Consider the following 19,120-nt stretch of genomic DNA (forward strand, 5'->3'; position numbering starts at 1 on the left):
CGCGCGCCCAGACCAATGCTTCATCCCATGCAAATGGCCATCCCTTACGAACGGGATAAGGCGATTTACGAGAGAGACTGTGTTGATTTGCGCCTAGCGTTGTAGGAAATCGACCTTTAGTCGCGTAGGTTATTTCCATAATACTGGTTTTATATCCAGTGTTTTCAGGTCGGTGCTCTCATGAAACGAAAATGAGTGAAAAATGGGCCTGTGGAAAAAAAAAGTAACTCCGTTAGTTTGAAGTCCTCTCCTTCAAGAAAGGAGAGTTCTTAATCAATCTCAATGGAGTAACACATGAACAAACCACAAACCCAGACACCTCTTCGCCATGGTCGTGTCACGTCCCCTTCCAGCCGTGGCGCAGTCGCCGTGGATCTCGGCCTGTTGGCTACCTGGCAGGTCAATGAAATGGAAGGCGGCAAGAACTTCCCGGCATTGGTTGCCGGTCCGTTCCCGGCGCCTTATCAAACCGACAGTGACAGCGTCACCCCACCAGCCGACGGCTTCATCCTCAGCGGCGGCAAGACCGATGCCCGTGACTGCATCAACTTCACCAACGAGGAAATGGCCAAGAAACTCAACCGCGCCTTCACCTGGCCGCTGCTCAATGTCGACCCGGGTCAGACCTTCAAGGTCACCTGGGAATACACCGCAGCGCATACCACCCGTGGCTATCGCTGGCTGATCACCAAGGATGGCTGGGATCCGAAACAGCGCATTACCCGTGCACAACTGGAAACCCAGCCGTTCGCCGAAGACTTCTATACCCAGGTGCCGTACTACAGCCATGCAGGGGAACTGAAGGCCAAGGTCAATCACGAAGTGAAACTGCCGGCTAACAAAAAGGGCCAGCATGTGATCGTGTTGATGTGGATCGTCGCCAACACTGGCAACGCCTTTTATCAAGCCTTCGACGTGGACTTCAAATAAGCCCGCGCCGTTAAACCCACACGTTCTGAAGGATTAGAACATGTCAAAGATTGACTTTACCTTACTGAAATCACCGCTGAGCGATGCTGCTTCGCTGATGCCGAGCATTGCCGGCAAAAAGATCCTCATGGGCTTCTGGCACAACTGGCCTGCCGGCCCAAGCGACGGCTACCAGCGTGGCCAGTTCGCCAACATGAACCTGGTCGACGTACCAAGGGATTACAGCGTGGTGGCCGTGGCCTTCATGAAGGGCAACGGTATCCCAACCTTCAAGCCGTACAACCTGTCCGACGCCGAGTTCCGCCGCCAGGTGGGCGTGCTGAACAGCCAGGGCAGGGCGGTGTTGATTTCCCTTGGCGGCGCCGATGCGCACATCGAGCTGCATAAAGGCAACGAACAACCACTGGCCAACGAGATTATCCGCCTGGTGGAAACCTATGGCTTTGATGGCCTGGATATCGATCTTGAACAGAGCGCGATTGATTTCGCCGACAACAAGACTGTCCTGCCCGCCGCGTTGAAACTGGTCAAGGACCACTACGCCGGTGAAGGCAAACACTTCATCATCAGTATGGCGCCGGAGTTTCCGTACCTGACCACTGCCGGCAAATACGTCGGTTACATCCAGGCGCTGGAAGGCTATTACGACTTCATCGCCCCGCAATATTACAACCAGGGTGGCGACGGGATCTGGGTGCAAGAGGTCAACAACGGCAACGGCGCCTGGATTGCCCAGAACAACGACGCGATGAAAGAGGATTTCCTGTTTTACCTGACCGAAAGTCTGGTGAGCGGAACGCGCGGGTTTACCAAGATCCCAGCGGACAAGTTCGTCATTGGCCTCCCCGCCAACGTCGACGCGGCCGCCACCGGTTATGTGATCAACCCCACAGCCGTGACCAATGCATTCAAGCGTTTGTACGACAAAGGAATGTCGATCAAGGGCCTGATGACCTGGTCGGTAAATTGGGACAACGGGACCAGCAAAGACCACGTGCCCTACAACTGGGAATTCAGCAGCCGTTATGGGCCGATGATCAACGGCACTCATCTCTCTGGCCTCGGGCAGGATGAGGCGGATCTTGAAGTCGCCAATCGGCAGTAGCTCAAAGAGGCATCTGGCAGACGTGTCTGATGTCAAGCAGCTGTGCTTATGATCTGACTGTTGGCTTTATGAAATAAAATCCGGTGCCTGTTCGGGCATCGGATTTTTTGTGTCACGCTTAAACCTACATCCAGCTTTCTATGAATTTGCTTTGCTCGTTTTCTGTTGGTATTCCTGGGGGCTGTTCCCGTTTCTATCTAAGTCATTGATACATAAGAACAAGCTCGTATCGTTATAGTTCTCCCCCCCCCCCCCAATACGAGCTTGCAATGCCCCGATTACTGTTCAGTGATGAGCATTGGTCGAAGCTGCGGGAAATTCTGCTGCACAAGGCCATCTACAACAAGCGTGAACCCCGCATAGGGCTGCCCGGCAATTACGAAATCCTCAGTAGCCCACACAAGCTCCATCTGCCGTCTCCTGCACTGAACAGATACCCATTGCTCATTACCAAGACCTATGGGCTTCTAAGGTTTCGATTTCACTATGGCAGGGATCCAACGGTTTTCAAGTACCGGATCATAGGGCATTCCTGAGCGTTTGCAGGCAGGCCACCTGGCGGCTGAAGTCGGCGCTGGAAAGCCGCTTTGCCGGGAGTGGGCCGAGGGCCTGGCTGATAAGTGAAGCGGGTTGGCGGGTCAGGCGTTCAAGCGCCTGCCATTGCCCGGCGGTGTCCAGCTGCTCGAACCCAGGATGGCGGCGGCGAGCGGTGCGCAGGATGTCCCGCTGCAAGGCTTGTAACAGGCTGTTTTGCCCGCTGCGGCGCAACAGGAAGTCGGCACTGGCATTCAAGTGTTCCTGCAATTGCCGGCGGGCTTTCGGGGACGGCGCCTGGATCGGCCCCTGGCGTACTCCGGCTCGCCACAATCCCAGCAGGATCAAGGCGGCGAGTGCCAGCAGGGCCTGGGGGAAGTAACGCAGTAACAGGCTCAATAGGTTTTCGGCGTCGGTGTTGGACAGCAGGGTGACTCCGCTGCCCTGGGTCAGGTACCACAGCAACCAGGCATTGTCGTGCAAGCCGATGGCCGGGGTTTTCCACAGCTCGCTGTCGGTGATCACCGTCACACGGCCGCGCCCGAGATTGAGTTGCATCAGGTGGCTGGACTTGGCGCTGTTGGCCGAAAACTGTGCCAGGTGCCTGGGGTCGATCAGTGTGAAGTCCGTGTCGAAACTGAAGAAGGCGGGTGCGGTTTCGTTATCGACATAGAGCCGTGTGAGGTCCGGTTGCTTGCCCTTGCGAGCGGAGGGCGGCTGGTCGAAGTCGTCGCTGAACGCCTGGCGCAACTGCAGGCGGTTGAGCAGCAGGTCGCTGCTGTCCTGGGTTTCTTCATCCCATATGGCTTCGGCCACCAGTAGCAGATGGCCGCCAGCCTGGGTCCACTCCAGCAACTGGTCAACCTGGCGCGGGGTCATGTTGCTGCGCGCGCTGAGCAACAGCAGGCTGTTGTCCTTGGCAGGCAGGGTGGCCAGGCGCTCCAGGCTGTGGGCATGCTCGACGGCCAGGCCTTGTTGGCGCAGAAAATGTTCCGCTGCCAGGTAGGGATTGGCCTGGGCTTCGGGTGATGGGCCACGGTCGACCACTTCGTCGTAGGGCGTGGCCCTGTGCCAGGTGTAGAAGCCCCCGGCTGTCAGCAAGCAGGCCAGGATCAGCCCGACCCAGATCAGCGGCCGGTTCATCGCGTGGCCTCGCTGTCGAACAGGCTGCGCCAATGGTTGCAGAGCTGTTGTTGGGCCAGGGGCGGGGGCGTGCGATGGCCATAGGCAAGGTTTTGCCAGTGCCGGGTCAGGTCGTCGCTGAATGCCAGCAATTGCGGCTGTTGCAAGTGGCGCACACGCTCCAGGACCTGGCCTTCGGTATCGGCGTTTTTCAGTGGCAGGTTGAAGTCATGCAGCAATCGGCTAAGCAGGCCGCGATAGAGCAGGCCAAGGGCTTCGCGGGGTTGCGTGGCCCACAGTTGCTCGGCGGTACTGGCAATATCCTCGGGCAAGGTCTCCACGCCCATGTCCAGGCCGAACAGTTGTGACGGCACGGGCTGGTCGACGCTAGGCCGGGGGGCGCGGCGACGGCTGACAAAGGCGTGTAGCCAGTCACGATAGCGCCAGGCAACCAGGGCAATGCCGGCGATCAGCACGCCCCAGAGCAACACCTCCATGACCAGGGCCAGGGCCTTGAAGGTGTCGCTGTTGAGGTTGTCCAGTAGGGACTTAAGCCAGGCGGGCAACTGGGCATCACCCGGGGTCTTGGGTTTGTGCAGGGGTTTTTCCTCGCCGAAGCGGTAGCGGGTAACGGTTTCCGGGTTCTTGAACGGGGGGTGTTCCAGCAGGCGCTTGATCGCCTGGCTGGCGACCGGCGTACTCAAGGGTTTGGCGGGCGCGGGTTGATCGGCCATGGCGTGGGGCGTTGGCGGGATCAGCAGCAGGCCGACAGCCAGCAGCAGGGCGGCGGCTGCCGACCCCAGGCGCTGGCGCAAACGGCGGAACACCAGTTCCAGGTCCCAGGCTTCAAGCACGGTACGCCGGTTGAGGTAGAGGCTGAAGCCACAGGCCACATAGATCGGCTCCCAGAACACCAGGATCAGGGCGTACAAGGCATTGCTCAGGTGTTCCAGCCAGAGCCAGTCCTGGTCGCTGGCCAGTGCCAGTTGCTGCCAGTCCCAGTCCAGCTCTATCTGTTGCGGCAGGAGCAGGTAGAACAGGGCCATCAAGCCAAGCCACAGCGTGCTTTCCAGGTGCATGCCGATCAGCGTCAGCCAGCGCGCCGCGCCGCCATTGTGTTGCAGCAGTACCCCCAGCCGTTGTTGACGGGCCTGGCCGCCGAGGCCTTCAAGTTGCATCACGGGCATGGCAAAGCTGCGGCTGAGGCTAAAGCGCCTCCAGGTCAGGCTGGCCAGCAGTTGCCCCCTGAGCAGGCGGGGCCATTGGCGTAGCGCCTGCTTGAGGGTGGGTGTCTCGCCAAACAGGGCCTTGGACAGGATATACAGCGGCAGGCGCTCAAAGGCTGGTTTCAGCCACCAGAACACCAGCATGGTGACAGACGGGTAGTCCCACAGCACAAGGCTGATCAGGATAAAGACCGGCAGGCTGACCAGGGCCCAACTGCTCATTAACAGCACGCGGTGTTCACGGGCCAGCAACACCCCGAGGTCCATGGCTTCCCATGAGGTGCGGGGGCGGATCACCACACTGGCGTCACTCAGGCGCATGACGACTCCGACCGGCGAACAGCAGATAGGCAATCACCATCGCCCAGAACGCGGCGCCCACCAGGTATTTGCCCCAGGGCTCCACGGCGGTGGTCGAGGACCAATAGGCTTCTATAAAGGCCGCGATCAGCAGGAAGACAATCACGCCACAGATCATCTGCACGCTTTTACGGGCTGCCAGGCGCAGTGCCTCACCCCGGGGCAATGCTCCCGGCGCGATCAGGCCCCAGCCCAGTTGCAGGCCGGCCGCACCGGCCAGGGCGATGGCCGTCAGCTCGAAAGCACCGTGGCCAATGACAAAGGACCAGAAGGTTTGCCCGTAGCCGATTTCGGTCAGGTGCCCGGCGATGGCCCCGATCATCAGGCCATTGAAGAACAGGAAAAACACGCTGCCCAGGCCAAACAGCAAGCCGCCGGCGAAGGTCTGGAATGCGATGCCGATGTTGTGCATGACGTAGTAGCCGAACATCATCCAGTCCTCGCTCGATGCCCGCTCGGCCGCGCGCCCCAGGCGGCTGGCGTCGGGGTCGTACATGCCTTGCATTTCGGTCACTTGTTGGGGGCTGACGATGGCGTAGATCAAGTCGGGGAACAGGTAGACCAGCAACGCAATGCCGATCAGGCTGCCAAAGAACAGCAGGCTGGCCACCAGCACGAAGCGCCATTGTTCACGAACCGTGCGGGGGAAATCCGCGAGCAGGAAGCCCAGGACCTTGGCGCCGAGCTGGCTGCGATGGCGGTACAGCTGTTGATGGCCGCGCAGGGCCAGTTGTTGCAGCGGGTCGATCAGGTAGCTGCTGTAGCCGCGTTGCTGTGCCAGCGCCAGGTGCTGGCACAGGCGGCGGTAATCCTGGGGGAAGTGCGTCAGGTCCTGGGCCTTGGCCTTGCCTTGCTCAAGCAGGGCCAGTTGCGTGGCAAATGCCTGCCAGTGCGGCTGGTGACGGGTTTCAAACAGGCTTTGCTTCATGTCGGCCCCAACAGGCCGCGGGCCACGCCATTGAGTTGTTCCACGGCGCGTGCGGGGGAAACCTGCAGGGGCGTGGCCAGAATTGCGGCCAGCTCGTGGGTCCGTTCGGTGGAGAGTTCACCCTGGCGCTCGGCAAAACCCAGAATCGCACGCTGCTCGTTCAGCTCAAGGGCAAAAGGCAGGCGCAAGGCCGGGGCCTGGGGCAGTTGGGGGCGGGCCAGGGGCTGTTCGCGATAAATCACCAGGGTGCCGGCCGCGATGTCGCCCAGGCGTTTGAAGTGGGGGTGTTGCAGGCAACTGATGGCGCCGAGGAAGTAGCCGAACGGCAGCATATCGACAAAACGCAGCAGGTTGCGGATCAGGGACGCGGACCAGCCAATGGGCGTGCCGTCATCCTGTACCACGCGCAGGCCCATGATCTGCTTGCCTGGCGAGCAGCCCTGGTTGAGTACTTCAAACAGCACCATGTACCACCAACTGACGAGGAACAGCAGGATCGAGCCCAGGCCGATGCCCAGGTTGCCGAGAAAGGCCAGGGCGATGAACAGGATGCCGAGGATCAGGCCGCGCAGGCCCAGGTCGAACCCGAATGCGAGTGCGCGGGGCATCAGCCCGGCGGGGCGCAAGGGCAGGTCGATGCCTTCCGGGGTCTCGATCTGGTAGCGGGTGTCCAATGGTACGGTGGGCATTGCGTTCCCTGGCAGTGCGGCGTGGCTGGGCATGGGCAACCTCATCGGGCAGCCGGCAAATTGAGAGGTCGATGCTAGCAGTGTCGTCGCTGGAAGTAACACCTGAAAATGTGCCAAGGTTTCACTGCATATTTATCCAGTACACATGGTGCTGGCCCCGGGCGGCATCCAGCGCCTAGACTTTGTCGGTCTTCAGCACAGGAATAGCCCGTGACCTCGATCTTCTGGTACGACTATGAAACCACCGGCATCAACCCGCGCAGCGACCGTCCGTTGCAGGTTGCCGGGATTCGCACCGACCTTGACCTCAATGAGGTAGGGCCGCCGGTCAACCTTTATTGCCAGCTCAGCGACGATATCCTGCCGCACCCGGCGGCGTGCATGATCACTGGCATTACCCCCGGCCAGCTGGCGGAAAAAGGCCTGGCCGAAGCCGATTTCATGACCCGGGTGCATGCCGAGCTGGCGGCCCCCGGCACTTGCGGCGCGGGTTACAACACCCTGCGTTTCGACGATGAAATGACCCGCTACAGTTTGTATCGCAATTTTTTCGACCCCTATGCCCGGGAATGGCAGGGCGGCAACAGCCGCTGGGACTTGATCGATGTGCTGCGCACGGCCTATGCCCTGCGCCCCGACGGCATCGTCTGGCCCGAGCAGGACGGGCGCGTGACCCTCAAGCTGGAGCGCCTGACAGCGGCCAACGGCATTGACCATGGCCAGGCTCACGAGGCTTTGGCCGACGTGCGTGCCACCATTGCCCTGGCGCGCCTGGTCCGGGACAAACAGCCCAAATTGTACGATTGGTTGTTTCAACTGCGTAGCAAGCAACGGGTCATGGATCAAATCCGTCTGTTGCAGCCCATGGTGCATATTTCCGGGCGTTTCTCCGCCGAGCGCCATTACCTGGGGGTGGTCCTGCCGCTGGCCTGGCATCCGCGCAATCGCAACGCGTTGATTGTCTGTGACCTGGGGCTCGACCCACAGGGGCTGCTGGACCTGGATGCCGATACCCTGCGCCAGCGTCTGTATACCCGGCGCGATGAGTTGGCCGAAGGCGAGTTACCGGTGCCGCTCAAATTGGTGCACATCAATCGTTGCCCGGTGGTCGCACCGTTGAGTGTGTTGCGGGCGCAAGACCAGCAGCGTTTGAACCTGGACATGGGTGAATATCAGGCCCGGGCGCTGCGACTAACTGACGCACAGGAACTTTGGCGGGATAAATTGCCGGCGATTTATGCCGAAGAAGGTTTTGCTGCGAGCGCCGACCCGGAGCAGCAGCTCTACGATGGTTTTATTGGTGATCGGGATCGGCGTTTATGTGAACAAGTGCGCAGCGCAGAACCGGCGCAACTAGCACGCCAGCAATGGCCTTTCGATGATCATCGTTTGCCGGAATTATTGTTTCGCTATCGTGCCCGTAACTTTACGTCCACCCTGGACAGTGAAGAGCAACAACGCTGGAAATTATTCTGTCAGCAACGCTTGTCAGATGCAGATTACGGTGCGCCCAATACCCTGGAGAGTTTTAATAAGGCCAGGCATGAATTGGACGCTAGTGCTACATCGTTTCAGCGTCAGGTGCTGGATGAGTGGCAGGAATATGCTGACGCTTTATGCCAGCGCCTGAGCCTGTAATCGGTCTTTCATAAAAGCGGGCAATAAAAAAACGCCAGCAAGCTGGCGTTTTTTAGTGTGTCACGAATCAGGTGACGACCTGGCGAGCCTTAGCCCAGCAGGGTGGCCCAGCCTTCAACCACGTCACCGCCCCACTTGGCTTTCCACTCTTTCAGAGTCTTGTGGTTGCCACCTTTGGTTTCAATCACTTCGCCGTTGTGCGGGTTTTTGTATTGCTTGACCTTGCGCGCGCGCTTGGTGCCGGTAACTTTTACGGCGCCGCGTGGTGCTTTAACTTTCGATTCTGGATCCAGCAGCGCGATGATGTCACGCAGGGATTTGGAGTACTCACCCATCAGGGTGCGCAATTTGCCTTCGAATTCCAGCTCGGTTTGCAGTTTGTCGTCTTGGGACAGGTTCTTCAAACGGGCTTGCAGCTCTTTGATCGCTTCTTCGGTGGCACGGTATTCGTTGATCAGGGACATGTGGACTACCTTATAAGGGGCGCTGAGGGACAGGGATAGTGGCTTAATAATAGTCAGACAGTTTCCCCAAGTAAACATTTAAGCTCGGTTTTACGTAATTTACTTTGGTTGTTTCTAGGGGAAAGCCGGGAATGCATTTTTTAGTACGCTCAACCGGCTAAAGATATTCTCATTAGATCTAGGCTAATTGCGGTAACAGATGCTTGGGTTGACATAGTGCTCAGGTAAAAACCTTATGCTGTTTAGGGGCACCGCAAGGAATCGCTCGAATAAGCGTTGAGGAATACTGCAGTTTTTCTACGGTGTCGCTAGAATGGCGGCCTTTGCGAAGTTCTGGAGTTTGCCCCTAATGCGCACTTTTCGTCTGGTGATTGCTTGCCCGGATCGGGTTGGTATCGTCGCTAAAGTCAGTAACTTTCTGGCCTCCCACAACGGCTGGATCACCGAAGCGAGCCATCACTCGGACAATCTCAGTGGCTGGTTTTTCATGCGCCACGAAATTCGTGCCGACACATTGCCCTTTGGCCTGGAGGCGTTTCGTGAGGCATTTGCGCCTATCGCCGAAGAGTTTTCCATGACCTGGCGCATCACCGACACCGAACAAAAAAAGCGCGTGGTGCTGATGGCCAGCCGCGAATCCCATTGCCTGGCGGACTTGCTGCACCGCTGGCACAGCGATGAGTTGGACTGTGAGATCGCCTGTGTGATTTCCAACCACGACGACCTGCGCAGCATGGTGGAGTGGCATGGCATTCCGTACTACCACGTGCCGGTCGATTCGCAGAATAAACAGCCGGCCTTCACTGAAGTCTCGCGCCTGGTCGAGCAGCATGAAGCCGACGTCGTGGTACTGGCGCGCTACATGCAAATCCTGCCGCCGGAACTGTGTCGCGCCTATGCAGGCAAGGTGATCAACATCCACCACAGCTTCCTGCCGTCGTTTGTCGGGGCCAAGCCGTACCACCAGGCCTCCCTGCGCGGCGTGAAGCTGATTGGTGCAACCTGCCACTACGTCACCGAAGAGCTGGACGCAGGTCCGATCATCGAACAGGACGTGGTACGTGTCAGCCACAGCGACAGCATTGAAGACATGGTGCGCTTCGGGCGTGACGTCGAGAAGATGGTCCTGGCCCGTGGCCTGCGCTATCACCTGGAAGACCGCGTGCTGGTGCACGGCAACAAGACCGTGGTGTTCTGATCGGCGGTTTCGGGTTGAAGTAAAAAGGGCCTGGGCGTTAAATCACCCCAGGCCCTTTTTATATGTATCAACTACGAGGATCGAACCATGGCTGATCCCCTGGATAAAGCCACGTCCAAGGCACCCGCCACCTTGGGTGAGGGCTGCTTGAGCCGCTATGACCCGGATGCCCTGGATGCCGAGGACGGCACGGACTTCCCCGATGCCGCCCGGTTGTGGGAGCAGTTGCAGGAAGCGTCAGAGCCGTACGACAAGCCCGGCCCTGACACAAACAACGCAGGTTGAATGTGGGCGCTATCGCAGCCTCGCTCAGGCTCGACAGCTCCTACATCAGATACGGAAGCTACCCACCAGTTGTTTCAAGCGCGCCGCCTGCTGCTCCAGGTCGGAACAGGCGCGCAAGGTGGATTGCAGGTTTTCCACGCCTTCCTGATTGAGCGTATTGATTTCGGTGATATCGATGTTGATCGACTCCACCACCGAGGTCTGCTCTTCAGTCGCGGTGGCCACCGATTGGTTCATGCCGTCGATCTCCCCGATGCGCTGAGTCACGCTGCTCAGGCGTTCGCCGGCGAGGTTGGCGATCTCCACGCTGTCGAGGCTGTGGCGCTGGCTTTCGCTCATGGTGCTGACCGACTCCCGGGCGCCGACTTGCAGCTCCTCGATCATCTTTTGCACCTGTTGCGCCGATTCCTGCGTGCGATGGGCCAGGTTGCGCACCTCGTCGGCCACTACCGCAAACCCGCGCCCGGCTTCCCCGGCTCGCGCCGCCTCGATGGCCGCGTTGAGCGCCAGGAGGTTGGTTTGCTGGGAAATACTGGTGATCACTTCAAGGATCTGCCCGATATTCACGGTCTTGCTGTTGAGTGCCTCGATATTGCTGCTGGAGGCGCTGATCATCTCGGACAGTTGGGTCATGGCCTTGATATTGCGCTCCACCACGTGCTGGCCATCTTCGGCCAGGTGGCGCGCATCGCTGGCCTGGTGCGAGGCCTGGGCGGCGTTACGGGCAATTTCCTGGGCGGCGGCACCCAACTGGTTGATCGCCGCGGCGACGCTATTGGTACGGTTGGCCTGTTCGTCGGAGTTGACCATCGACGAGTTGGAGGCGCTGACCACGCGCAGTGCCACTTCATTGACCTGGCCGGTGGCGGAGGATACTTCGCGAATCGAGGTATGAATCCGCTCCACAAAGCGGTTGAAGGCTTTGCCGAGGATGCCGAATTCGTCATGGTTCTGGATAGTCAGGCGGCGCGTCAGGTCGCCTTCGCCATCGGCAATGTCTTCCATGGCCCGGGTCATGATATGCAGCGGCTGCATCAACACGCGGATCAGCATGCCCAGCAACGCGATGATGATCGCCACGGCAATCACGGTGGCAATGATGGCTGAGGTGCGGAATTCGCGGAGCATGGCGAAGGATTTGTCTTTATCTACCGACAGACCGACATACCAGTTTACCGACGGCAAGCCCTTGATCGGGGCGAAGGTGACGATGCGGGTTTTGTCGCCGGTCTCGATTTCGTTGAAGTCAGTATTGATTTTAATGGGCTGGTTCGGGTAAGCCTCGCCCAGGGTCTTCATCACCAGGCTTTTGTCCGGGTGGACCAGGATCTTGCCGTCGGCACTGATCAGGAACGCATAGCCCATGCCGCCGAAGTTCAGCGCGCCGATGTTGTCCACCAGGGTTTGCAGGCTCAGGTCGCCGCCCACCACGCCGACGCTTTGCCCGGCCTTGCTGCTGGGGGTGGCGATGGAAATGATCAACTGGCCAGTGGCCGCGTCGATATAGGGTTCGGTCAAGGTCGAACCATTGCTGGCCTGGGCGCCCTTGTACCAGGGGCGTGCGCGGGGGTCGAAGCCGTCGGGCATCTTGGCATCGGGGCGAATGGTGAAGCCGCCTTTGCTGTCACCCAGGTAGGTGGCCATGAACGATGACGTCAAGGCTTTCTGCTCCAGCAGGCTGGCGACCACTGTCGGCTCGGGGTTGATGGCGATGTTCTGGGCGGCGTTTTCCACCAGGACAATGCGTCCGGTCAGCCAGCCCTGGATATTGCTGGCGGTGACGTCGCCCATTTCATGTAGATAGCTGTCGAGGTCGTCGCGAATCGCGTTGCGTTGCAGGTAGTCGTTATACAACGTGAACAACGCAAATGCGGCAATGACGATAAGGGCGGCTGCAAGCAGGATTTTGTGGCTGAAGCGCAGATTTTTATTCATGGCTTGTCGTGTCCGCTAAGGTCTTAATGTCCGAGGCGCGTCTTTTATGGAAACGCACAAATGGCAGCGTTAAATAAAGTGTGATATTTCCATCTGCTCCTGCAGGAATTATCTGGTCTAACTTTTTTAGACTTTTTGGGTCTCTCGCTTTGTCTGTATCGACCGTGCAGCGCTAAAGATTAATCATGGGTGACAAAATGCCTGACTCCTCGCAACTTCTTATTGGTGCAGACCTCGAAGGCCAACCTATCGCCCAGGCCATGCGCCTGGCTAACCGCCATGGCCTGATCGCCGGTGCCACGGGCACGGGCAAGACCGTGACGTTGCAGCGGCTGGCGGAGGCATTCAGCGATGCCGGGGTCGCGGTGTTCGCCGCAGATATCAAAGGTGACCTGTGTGGCCTGGGCGCCGCGGGTAACCCTCAAGGCAAGGTGGCCGAGCGTATTGCCGGCATGCCGTTCCTGAATTACGTGCCTAAGGCGTATCCGGTAACGTTGTGGGATATCCACGGTCAGTCCGGTCATCCGCTTCGTACAACCTTGAGTGAAATGGGCCCACTGTTGCTGGGCAGTCTGTTGGAACTGACCGACAGCCAGCAGTCGACGTTATATGCGGCGTTTAAAGTGGCCGATCGCGAGGGCTTGCTGCTGCTGGATCTCAAGGACCTCAAGGCCCTGCTCAATCACCTCAAGTTCCATCCCGAGCTGTTGGGTGAAGATGCGGCCCTGATGACCACCGGCTCCAGCCAGGCTTTGCTGCGGCGCCTGGCCGTGCTGGAACAGCAGGGCGCCGAGGCCCTGTTCGGCGAGCCGGCGCTGCAACTGGAAGATATTCTGCAACCGGCCAGCGATGGGCGGGGGCGTATTCACCTGCTGGATGCCAGCCGCCTGGTGCACGAGTCGCCCAAGGTCTACGCGACCTTCCTGCTGTGGTTGCTGGCGGAGTTGTTCGAGCAGTTGCCGGAGCGCGGCGACGCCGACAAGCCGCTGCTGGCGCTGTTTTTCGACGAGGCGCATTTGCTGTTTGCCGATACCCCCAAGGCCTTGCAGGACCGCCTGGAGCAAGTGGTACGGCTGATTCGTTCCAAAGGCGTGGGGGTGTATTTTGTCACCCAGTCGCCGGGCGACTTGCCGGACAACGTACTGGCCCAGTTGGGCTTGCGGATCCAGCATGGGCTGCGGGCGTTTACCACCAAGGAGCAAAAATCCCTGCGGGCGGTGGCGGATGGTTTCCGGCCTAACCCGGCGTTCGATGCGCTGGCGGTGTTGACCGAGCTGGGTACGGGTGAGGCGCTGGTGGGCACGCTGCAGGAAAAAGGTACGCCAGAGGTGGTCCAGCGGGTGCTGGTCGCGCCGCCGCAATCGCGGATCGGGCCGTTGACCGCCGCCGAGCGCGCGGCATTGATCGCCAGTTCGTCGCTGTTGGGGCGCTACGATAAGCCGGTTGATCGGGAGTCAGCCTATGAGGTGCTGATGGCCCGCAAGGCGCTGGGGCCAGAGGAGGGGGCCGCGCCTGCCGCTGAAGAGCCGAGCTTCACCGACAAGGCCGGGGCGTTCCTGGGCACGGCTGCGGGCAAGGCCCTCAAGTCAGCGATGCAGCAGGCGGCCAACCAGATGGGGCGTCAGTTGGTGCGTGGGCTGCTGGGGTCTTTGCTTGGCGGTAGCAAGCGCAAGTAGCCAGCAAGGTCTATGCAACTCAATGTGGGAGCGGGCTTGCCCGCGATGACGGTGTGCCAGTCGATACCTCTGTTGACTGTTACATCGCCATCGCGGGCAAGCCCGCTCCTACACTATTTAGGTTGTGCAGTTTTCAGGCCTTGGGCTTGGCATGACTGGCCAAGCGCTCCAGCGCCGCGCGCAACTTCGGATCTGTAATCCCGTCCGCCGTCGCCTGGATGGTTTCGGCGGCATTCACCGACAAATCCATGGTATGGCCCACCGCACCTTGCGGCACGGTGGGTGGCTGGACCTTGAACTGGATGCGCAGCAGGCTCTCAAATACCTCAAACGCCTGTAGCTGGCGCTGCAGGCGTTTTTGCTGGTAGCGCAGGCGGGTCGCCCAATGCCCGTCGGTGACGATCAGCAGGAGCGTGCCTTCGCGCCACGAGGCCACATGGCAGTGCTCGCGGGCCGCAGGTTGCAGCTGGCTTTCCAGCAGGCGTTGCAGATGGCCCAGGCGTTGCGCATGGCCAAAGATGGCTTTTAAAGGCTTGGCTTCGCGCAGCAACACGGCGGGAGCACGGGCCGTAAGAGGGCGAAATGCCATGATCTAGACACCTTAGGTAACAGAGCCGCCATGGTAGCAGAAAGCGTGTGCGGCACCGTGGTCATTGCTTTGTCAGCAGTTTATCCATTAAATCAATAAGTAACTTCTCGCTCGAATGGGTTGAAGTTCAGCAAAAAGCCCTTATTTTAGACAAGCCCTCCCGGAACGCTGTGCCTGCATCGTGGAACAACGCCACTTTCCTCACCCTCGTTTCCGGGTAGAATGCTCGTTCGCATGCGGCCGTGAGGGCTGCTCGGGCGACTTACGGGGCGCCCCTTCATCCCTAATGTGTGGAAGAACCTGCCGATATGTTTGCGCCTTTGTTAAAGAAACTTTTTGGAAGCAAGAATGAGCGCGAAGTCAAACGCATGCTCAAGACGGTGCAGCTGGTCAATGCCCTCGAAGAGCAGATGGTTGCCCTGTCGGACGAGCAATTGCGCGCCAAGACCGAAGAGTTCAAGGCCCGCATAGCCAAAGGTGAAACCCTCGACAAGCTGCTGCCCGAAGCCTTTGCGGTCGCCCGCGAAGCCGGCAAGCGGGTGATGGGCATGCGCCACTTCGATGTCCAGTTGATCGGCGGCATGACCCTGCATGAAGGCATGATTGCCGAAATGCGTACCGGTGAAGGCAAGACCCTGGTGGCAACCCTGGGCGTTTACCTCAATGCACTGTCCGGCAAGGGCGTGCACGTTGTGACGGTGAACGACTACCTGGCCCGCCGGGACGCCAACTGGATGCGCCCGCTGTATGAGTTCCTCGGCCTGAGCGTCGGCGTCGTGACCCCGTTCCAGCCGCCGGAAGAGAAGCGCGCCGCCTACGCTGCCGATATTACCTACGGCACCAACAACGAATTCGGTTTTGACTACCTGCGAGACAACATGGCGTTCAGCATGGAAGAAAAATTCCAGCGCGAACTCAACTTTGCCGTGATCGACGAAGTCGACTCCATCCTGATCGACGAAGCCCGTACCCCGCTGATCATCTCCGGCCAGGCCGAGGACAGCTCGCGCCTGTACACCGAGATCAACAAGCTGATCCCGCGCCTTGAGCAACATATCGAGGAAGTGGAAGGCGTGGTGACCAAAGAAGGTCATTACTCCATCGACGAGAAGACCCGCCAGGTCGAGCTCAACGAAGCCGGTCACCAGTTCGTCGAAGAAATGCTGACCCAGATCGGCCTGCTGGCCGAAGGCGAAAGCCTGTACTCGGCACACAACCTGGGCCTGCTGACCCACGTGTATGCCGGCCTGCGCGCCCACAAGCTGTTCCACCGCAACGTCGAATACATCGTCCAGGACGGCCAGGTGGTACTGGTCGACGAGCACACCGGCCGTACCATGCCCGGTCGTCGTTTGTCCGAAGGCCTGCACCAGGCCATCGAGGCCAAGGAAGTGCTCAATATCCAGGCCGAGAGCCAGACGCTGGCCTCGACCACCTTCCAGAACTACTTCCGCCTGTACAACAAGCTGTCCGGCATGACCGGTACCGCAGATACCGAAGCGTTCGAGTTCCACCAGATCTACGGTCTGTCGGTGATGGTCATCCCGCCGAACAAGCCACTGGCGCGTAAAGACTACAACGACCTGGTGTTCCTGACCGCGGACGAGAAATACGCGGCCATCGTCGCCGATATCAAGGAATGCATGACCCACGGCCGTCCGGTCCTGGTGGGTACGGCAACCATCGAAACCTCCGAGCACATGTCGAACCTGCTCAACAAGGAAGGGATCGAGCACAAGGTCCTCAACGCCAAGTTCCACGAAAAAGAAGCCGAGATCATTGCCCAGGCCGGTCGTCCAGGCGCGCTGACCATCGCCACCAACATGGCCGGTCGTGGTACCGACATCCTGTTGGGCGGCAACTGGGAAGTGGAAGTGGCCTCCCTGGACAACCCGACCCCTGAGCAGATCGCCCAGATCAAGGCCGACTGGCAGAAACGTCACCAAGCGGTGCTGGAATCCGGTGGTTTGCAGGTGATCGCATCCGAACGCCACGAATCGCGGCGTATCGACAACCAGTTGCGTGGCCGTGCCGGTCGCCAGGGTGACGCCGGTTCCAGCCGTTTCTACCTGTCCCTGGAAGACAGCCTGATGCGTATCTTTGCCTCGGATCGGGTGAAGAACTTCATGAAGGCCCTGGGGATGCAGTCTGGCGAAGCCATCGAGCACCGCATGGTGACCAACGCCATTGAAAAGGCCCAGCGCAAGGTCGAAGGCCGTAACTTTGACATTCGTAAGCAACTGCTGGAGTTCGATGACGTCAACAACGAACAGCGTAAAGTGATTTATCACATGCGTAACACGTTGCTGGCCGCCGACAACATTGGCGAAACCATCGCCGACTTCCGCCAGGACGTGCTCAACGCCACCGTCAGTGCCCATATCCCGCCACAGTCCCTGCCTGAACAGTGGGATGTTGCCGGCCTGGAAGCGGCGTTGAAGAGCGACTTCGGTGTCGACTTGCCGGTCCAGCAATGGCTCGACGAAGACGATCACCTGTACGAAGAGACCCTGCGCGAAAAACTGATGGCCGAACTGCTGGCCGCGTACAACGAGAAAGAAGAGCAAGCCAGTGCCGAAGCGCTGCGCACCTTCGAGAAGCAAATCGTTCTGCGCGTGCTGGACGACCTGTGGAAAGACCACCTGTCGACCATGGACCACCTGCGTCACGGTATCCACCTGCGTGGCTACGCCCAGAAGAACCCGAAGCAGGAATACAAGCGCGAGTCGTTCACGCTGTTCTCCGAGCTGCTGGATTCGATCAAGCGCGATTCGATTCGTGTGCTGTCCCACGTTCAGGTGCGCCGCGAAGACCCGATCGAGGAAGAAGCCCGTCTGCGTCAGGAAGCCGAAGCCCTTGCCGCGCGCATGCAGTTCCAGCATGACGAAGCGCCAGGCCTTGAGTCGCCGCAAGTGCTGGGCGAAGAGGTCGATGTGGCCCTGGCCCTGGCCCAGGCGCCGGTGCGCAACGAGCAGAAGCTGGGCCGCAACGAGCCGTGCTGGTGCGGTTCGGGCAAGAAGTTCAAACACTGCCACGGCGAAATCAACTAAGATTTTTGCCTGACGCTGCAATACCCCGCGCCGCGACCGGCATCAGCCGTCGCGGCGTTTTGCCATTTATTCACCGTCGACGACGACGGTGCAGACATCACATCGTTAAGGAGCGCATTCATGGCTGTTGGTCTTGGTCCTTTGCCCACGTTGCACCCGGTTGCCGGTTTTGAACTCGGTATCGCTTCGGCCGGTATCAAGCGTCCCGGGCGCAAGGACGTGGTAGTGATGCGCTGTGCCGAAGGCTCGACCATCGCGGGTGTGTTCACCCTGAACGCGTTTTGCGCCGCGCCCGTGATCCTCGCCAAGCAACGGGTCGAAGGCCCGGTGCGTTACCTGCTGACCAATACCGGCAATGCCAACGCCGGCACCGGCGAGCCTGGCCTGGCCGCTGCCGCGCGCACTTGTGCCAAGCTGGCGGAGTTGACCGGTGTGGATGCCAGCCAGGTGCTGCCGTACTCCACCGGGGTGATCGGCGAGCCGTTGCCCGTGGAAAAAATCGAAGGTGCCCTGCAAGCCGCGCTGGACGACCTGTCGGTGGATAACTGGGCGGCCGCGGCCACCGGGATCATGACCACCGACACCTTGCCCAAGGGCGCCAGCCGTCAGTTCGTGCATGACGGCGTGACCGTGACCGTGACCGGCATCAGCAAGGGCGCGGGCATGATCCGTCCGAACATGGCGACCATGCTCGGCTACATCGCCACCGACGCCAATGTCTCCCGTGACGTGCTGCAAAACCTGATGCTCGATGGCGCCAACAAGTCGTTCAACCGCATCACCATCGACGGTGATACCTCGACCAACGACTGCTGCATGTTGATTGCCACCGGTAAAGCCGACCTGCCGCAAATCACCTCGTCCAACGGCCCGCTGTTCGCAGCGTTGAAGCAGGCGGTATTTGAGGTGTGCATGGACGTGGCCCAGGCCATCGTGCGCGATGGCGAAGGCGCGACCAAGTTCGTCACCGTGCAAGTCAACGGCGGCGGCAATCACCAGGAATGCCTGGATGTCGGCTACACCGTGGCCCACTCGCCACTGATCAAGACCGCATTGTTTGCGTCCGACCCGAACTGGGGCCGGATCCTCGCGGCGGTTGGCCGTGCCGGCGTGCCGAACCTGGATGTGAGCAAGATCGACGTGTTCCTCGGCGATGTGTGCATCGCCAGCCGTGGCGCCCGTGCCGAGACCTACACCGAAGCCCAGGGCTCGGCGGTGATGCAGCAGGAGGAAATCACCATCCGTATTGAGCTGGGCCGTGGTGAGTGCAGCGAAACCATCTGGACCACCGACCTGTCCCACGAATACGTGAAGATCAACGCCGAATACCGTACTTGATACCTGCCCGGGGCATTGGCAATGCCCCGGCAGGCGCCGGCTTAGAGGACGTA

15 protein-coding genes and 2 pseudogenes are annotated in these 19,120 nt (G+C 59.8%); 8 read left to right on the forward strand and 9 right to left on the reverse strand.

Annotated elements, in window-relative coordinates; all coding sequences use genetic code 11:
- Nucleotides 1–294 precede the first annotated feature (294 nt).
- Nucleotides 295–930 carry a lytic polysaccharide monooxygenase auxiliary activity family 9 protein gene (locus AO268_RS02680; RefSeq protein WP_076961887.1) on the forward strand — a complete coding sequence of 212 codons (636 nt, stop codon included), beginning with the start codon at nucleotides 295–297 and terminating at the stop codon, nucleotides 928–930.
- A gap of 40 nt (nucleotides 931–970) precedes the next feature.
- Nucleotides 971–1,972: pseudogene (locus tag AO268_RS02685) on the forward strand (chitinase); the annotation flags it as partial.
- Between the two features lie 341 nt (nucleotides 1,973–2,313).
- Here AO268_RS02685 and AO268_RS33960 read toward each other — a convergent pair.
- From AO268_RS33960 to AO268_RS02710, 5 genes are all read right to left on the reverse strand, one after another.
- Nucleotides 2,314–2,445 carry a hypothetical protein gene (locus tag AO268_RS33960; protein ID WP_428839098.1) on the reverse strand — a complete coding sequence of 44 codons (132 nt, stop codon included), beginning with the start codon at nucleotides 2,443–2,445 and terminating at the stop codon, nucleotides 2,314–2,316.
- Nucleotides 2,446–2,554: 109 nt separating this feature from the next.
- A complete protein-coding gene (locus tag AO268_RS02695) occupies nucleotides 2,555–3,712 on the reverse strand; it encodes a DUF4350 domain-containing protein (RefSeq protein ID WP_099167839.1) in 1,158 nt (385 codons plus the stop codon).
- Nucleotides 3,709–5,238: a DUF4129 domain-containing protein gene (locus AO268_RS02700; RefSeq protein ID WP_099167840.1), complete on the reverse strand. Its 1,530-nt coding sequence runs from the start codon at nucleotides 5,236–5,238 to the stop codon at nucleotides 3,709–3,711. The genes AO268_RS02695 and AO268_RS02700 overlap by 4 nt, the downstream gene beginning before the upstream one ends.
- Nucleotides 5,225–6,205 (reverse strand): stage II sporulation protein M, encoded by a 981-nt coding sequence (locus AO268_RS02705; protein ID WP_099167841.1) that lies wholly within the window; start codon nucleotides 6,203–6,205, stop codon nucleotides 5,225–5,227. Before AO268_RS02705 ends, AO268_RS02700 begins: the two co-directional genes overlap by 14 nt.
- The gene (locus tag AO268_RS02710) at nucleotides 6,202–6,894 is read right to left on the reverse strand and encodes an RDD family protein (protein WP_076961951.1); all 693 of its coding nucleotides are present in this window, start codon (nucleotides 6,892–6,894) and stop codon (nucleotides 6,202–6,204) included. The genes AO268_RS02705 and AO268_RS02710 overlap by 4 nt, the downstream gene beginning before the upstream one ends.
- 210 nt (nucleotides 6,895–7,104) lie before the next feature.
- Here AO268_RS02710 and sbcB point away from each other — a divergent pair, with 210 nt between their 5' ends.
- Nucleotides 7,105–8,532: an exodeoxyribonuclease I gene (gene sbcB, locus AO268_RS02715; RefSeq protein WP_076961892.1), complete on the forward strand. Its 1,428-nt coding sequence runs from the start codon at nucleotides 7,105–7,107 to the stop codon at nucleotides 8,530–8,532.
- Between the two features lie 89 nt (nucleotides 8,533–8,621).
- Here the strand turns inward: sbcB and mvaT are convergent, their stop codons facing one another.
- Nucleotides 8,622–8,996: a histone-like nucleoid-structuring protein MvaT gene (mvaT, locus tag AO268_RS02720; RefSeq protein WP_029295469.1), complete on the reverse strand. Its 375-nt coding sequence runs from the start codon at nucleotides 8,994–8,996 to the stop codon at nucleotides 8,622–8,624.
- Between the two features lie 349 nt (nucleotides 8,997–9,345).
- On the opposite strand from mvaT, the gene purU reads away from it, so the two are divergent.
- Together purU and AO268_RS02730 are read left to right on the forward strand one after the other, a co-directional pair.
- Nucleotides 9,346–10,194, forward strand: a complete 849-nt coding sequence (gene purU, locus AO268_RS02725) for a formyltetrahydrofolate deformylase (protein WP_076961893.1) — start codon at nucleotides 9,346–9,348, stop codon at nucleotides 10,192–10,194.
- A gap of 87 nt (nucleotides 10,195–10,281) precedes the next feature.
- A complete protein-coding gene (locus AO268_RS02730) occupies nucleotides 10,282–10,479 on the forward strand; it encodes a hypothetical protein (RefSeq protein WP_076961894.1) in 198 nt (65 codons plus the stop codon).
- 45 nt (nucleotides 10,480–10,524) lie between these two features.
- Here the strand turns inward: AO268_RS02730 and AO268_RS33635 are convergent, their stop codons facing one another.
- Nucleotides 10,525–11,289 carry a methyl-accepting chemotaxis protein gene (locus AO268_RS33635; protein ID WP_373562108.1) on the reverse strand — a complete coding sequence of 255 codons (765 nt, stop codon included), beginning with the start codon at nucleotides 11,287–11,289 and terminating at the stop codon, nucleotides 10,525–10,527.
- 93 nt (nucleotides 11,290–11,382) lie between these two features.
- Nucleotides 11,383–12,414 (reverse strand): annotated as a pseudogene (locus AO268_RS33640) (cache domain-containing protein); the annotation flags it as partial.
- Between the two features lie 197 nt (nucleotides 12,415–12,611).
- Here AO268_RS33640 and AO268_RS02740 point away from each other — a divergent pair.
- Nucleotides 12,612–14,090: a helicase HerA-like domain-containing protein gene (locus tag AO268_RS02740; protein ID WP_099167851.1), complete on the forward strand. Its 1,479-nt coding sequence runs from the start codon at nucleotides 12,612–12,614 to the stop codon at nucleotides 14,088–14,090.
- Between the two features lie 133 nt (nucleotides 14,091–14,223).
- Here AO268_RS02740 and AO268_RS02745 read toward each other — a convergent pair whose 3' ends face one another.
- The gene (locus AO268_RS02745) at nucleotides 14,224–14,679 is read right to left on the reverse strand and encodes a DUF721 domain-containing protein (RefSeq protein WP_076961896.1); all 456 of its coding nucleotides are present in this window, start codon (nucleotides 14,677–14,679) and stop codon (nucleotides 14,224–14,226) included.
- Between the two features lie 308 nt (nucleotides 14,680–14,987).
- Here AO268_RS02745 and secA point away from each other — a divergent pair, with 308 nt between their 5' ends.
- On the forward strand, nucleotides 14,988–17,729 hold the full coding sequence (gene secA, locus AO268_RS02750) for a preprotein translocase subunit SecA (RefSeq protein WP_099167842.1): 2,742 nt from the start codon (nucleotides 14,988–14,990) through the stop codon (nucleotides 17,727–17,729).
- 120 nt (nucleotides 17,730–17,849) lie between these two features.
- A complete protein-coding gene (gene argJ, locus AO268_RS02755) occupies nucleotides 17,850–19,067 on the forward strand; it encodes a bifunctional glutamate N-acetyltransferase/amino-acid acetyltransferase ArgJ (RefSeq protein WP_076961898.1) in 1,218 nt (405 codons plus the stop codon).
- The last annotated feature ends 53 nt before the right edge of the window (nucleotides 19,068–19,120 follow it).

It is taken from the genome of Pseudomonas sp. ICMP 8385 (assembly GCF_002699915.1).
In the GTDB taxonomy this organism is placed as follows: Bacteria; Pseudomonadota; Gammaproteobacteria; order Pseudomonadales; family Pseudomonadaceae; genus Aquipseudomonas; species Aquipseudomonas gessardii.

What these genes read in the sequence shown, in the direction of transcription:
- AO268_RS02745 (WP_076961896.1), bottom strand. Translation starts at nt 14,679, where the DNA reads ATGGCATTTCGCCCTCTTACGGCCCGTGCTCCCGCCGTGTTGCTGCGC.
- secA (WP_099167842.1), top strand. Translation starts at nt 14,988, where the DNA reads ATGTTTGCGCCTTTGTTAAAGAAACTTTTTGGAAGCAAGAATGAGCGC.
- AO268_RS02705 (WP_099167841.1), bottom strand. Translation starts at nt 6,205, where the DNA reads ATGAAGCAAAGCCTGTTTGAAACCCGTCACCAGCCGCACTGGCAGGCA.
- mvaT (WP_029295469.1), bottom strand. Translation starts at nt 8,996, where the DNA reads ATGTCCCTGATCAACGAATACCGTGCCACCGAAGAAGCGATCAAAGAG.
- AO268_RS33635 (WP_373562108.1), bottom strand. Translation starts at nt 11,289, where the DNA reads ATGGTCAACTCCGACGAACAGGCCAACCGTACCAATAGCGTCGCCGCG.
- AO268_RS33960 (WP_428839098.1), bottom strand. Translation starts at nt 2,445, where the DNA reads ATGGAGCTTGTGTGGGCTACTGAGGATTTCGTAATTGCCGGGCAGCCC.
- AO268_RS02730 (WP_076961894.1), top strand. Translation starts at nt 10,282, where the DNA reads ATGGCTGATCCCCTGGATAAAGCCACGTCCAAGGCACCCGCCACCTTG.
- AO268_RS02710 (WP_076961951.1), bottom strand. Translation starts at nt 6,894, where the DNA reads ATGCCCACCGTACCATTGGACACCCGCTACCAGATCGAGACCCCGGAA.
- AO268_RS02680 (WP_076961887.1), top strand. Translation starts at nt 295, where the DNA reads ATGAACAAACCACAAACCCAGACACCTCTTCGCCATGGTCGTGTCACG.
- purU (WP_076961893.1), top strand. Translation starts at nt 9,346, where the DNA reads ATGCGCACTTTTCGTCTGGTGATTGCTTGCCCGGATCGGGTTGGTATC.
- AO268_RS02740 (WP_099167851.1), top strand. Translation starts at nt 12,612, where the DNA reads ATGCCTGACTCCTCGCAACTTCTTATTGGTGCAGACCTCGAAGGCCAA.
- AO268_RS02700 (WP_099167840.1), bottom strand. Translation starts at nt 5,238, where the DNA reads ATGCGCCTGAGTGACGCCAGTGTGGTGATCCGCCCCCGCACCTCATGG.
- AO268_RS02695 (WP_099167839.1), bottom strand. Translation starts at nt 3,712, where the DNA reads ATGAACCGGCCGCTGATCTGGGTCGGGCTGATCCTGGCCTGCTTGCTG.
- argJ (WP_076961898.1), top strand. Translation starts at nt 17,850, where the DNA reads ATGGCTGTTGGTCTTGGTCCTTTGCCCACGTTGCACCCGGTTGCCGGT.